This is a genomic window from Microbulbifer taiwanensis (assembly GCF_014904815.1).
Classification (GTDB): domain Bacteria; phylum Pseudomonadota; class Gammaproteobacteria; order Pseudomonadales; family Cellvibrionaceae; genus Microbulbifer; species Microbulbifer taiwanensis.
The window spans coordinates 1-780 of record NZ_JACZFR010000108.1 but is presented as its reverse complement, the minus strand read 5'-3'; the positions used below and the strand labels follow the sequence as shown (position 1 = coordinate 780).

Sequence of the window (780 nt, the reverse complement as noted above, 5' to 3'; positions counted from 1 at the left end):
GCAAAAGAGCCCAGAGCGGGTCAGAAAATATTTCAAACACGAGAAAATCCGCTATGCAGCGTGAGCGAAATATACTATTGCCGGGTTAATAGTATAGAGAGCCACTATAGTTTGAATCATCCCGGCAAGGTATTTAATCAACGGGAATTGGGAGCTATCCCATTTGCACTAGAAACAAAGGGTAAATCTAATCCAGGATTCGGGCATCGCAGGCCGGGAGCTTGGCCGCTTTCTGGCGGGTTGCCGAGCCTGGGTAGAAAAAAATAGTGCCAAGTATTTCTAACAATCACAGGCAGTTTGCTCCGGCCCTTCGGGCCTCCGCGAGACGTCTTACCTTGTGCACGTTTTGCGCGGGTCGCTGCGCTCCCATTTTCGCGCAAAACGCGCACAAGGTAAGCCGCCCCTGCTGTGGGCGTTATAAGCCATGAACCGCACCTGCCAAGAGTGTAAAAAAAGATCGGTAAAGCTGAGAATTTTCGGTGTGGGCTCTCAATTTCATTGCAAAGAATGCAAGGCCCAATTTGAGTTTACTTCATCGCAAAAGTGGCTCGTGTCTATTGTCGCAGGGTTCTCAGTTCCGGCAGCTATTTACTTCGGACTTATTCTAGAAAGTTGGTTTGTGTTTATGGTATGCATCGCTTTGCCGCTAGTTGTAGAGCTCTTGGTAGAGCGGTTCGCTACTTTAAAACTATTAACTCGGCAATGGAATATTACGCTACAATGCGGGAATGAATAAAGAAGATTCTCGCAAATTACCCTCAGCGGCTCAGGCAGAAAAAC

1 protein-coding gene is annotated in these 780 nt (G+C 47.7%); it reads left to right on the top strand.

Annotated features, from left to right (window positions below; translation table 11 throughout):
* Positions 1-267: hypothetical protein (locus tag IG627_RS21025; protein WP_226865510.1), on the top strand; the 267-nt coding region annotated here is incomplete at its 5' end.
* Positions 268-780: the final 513 nt, after the last annotated feature.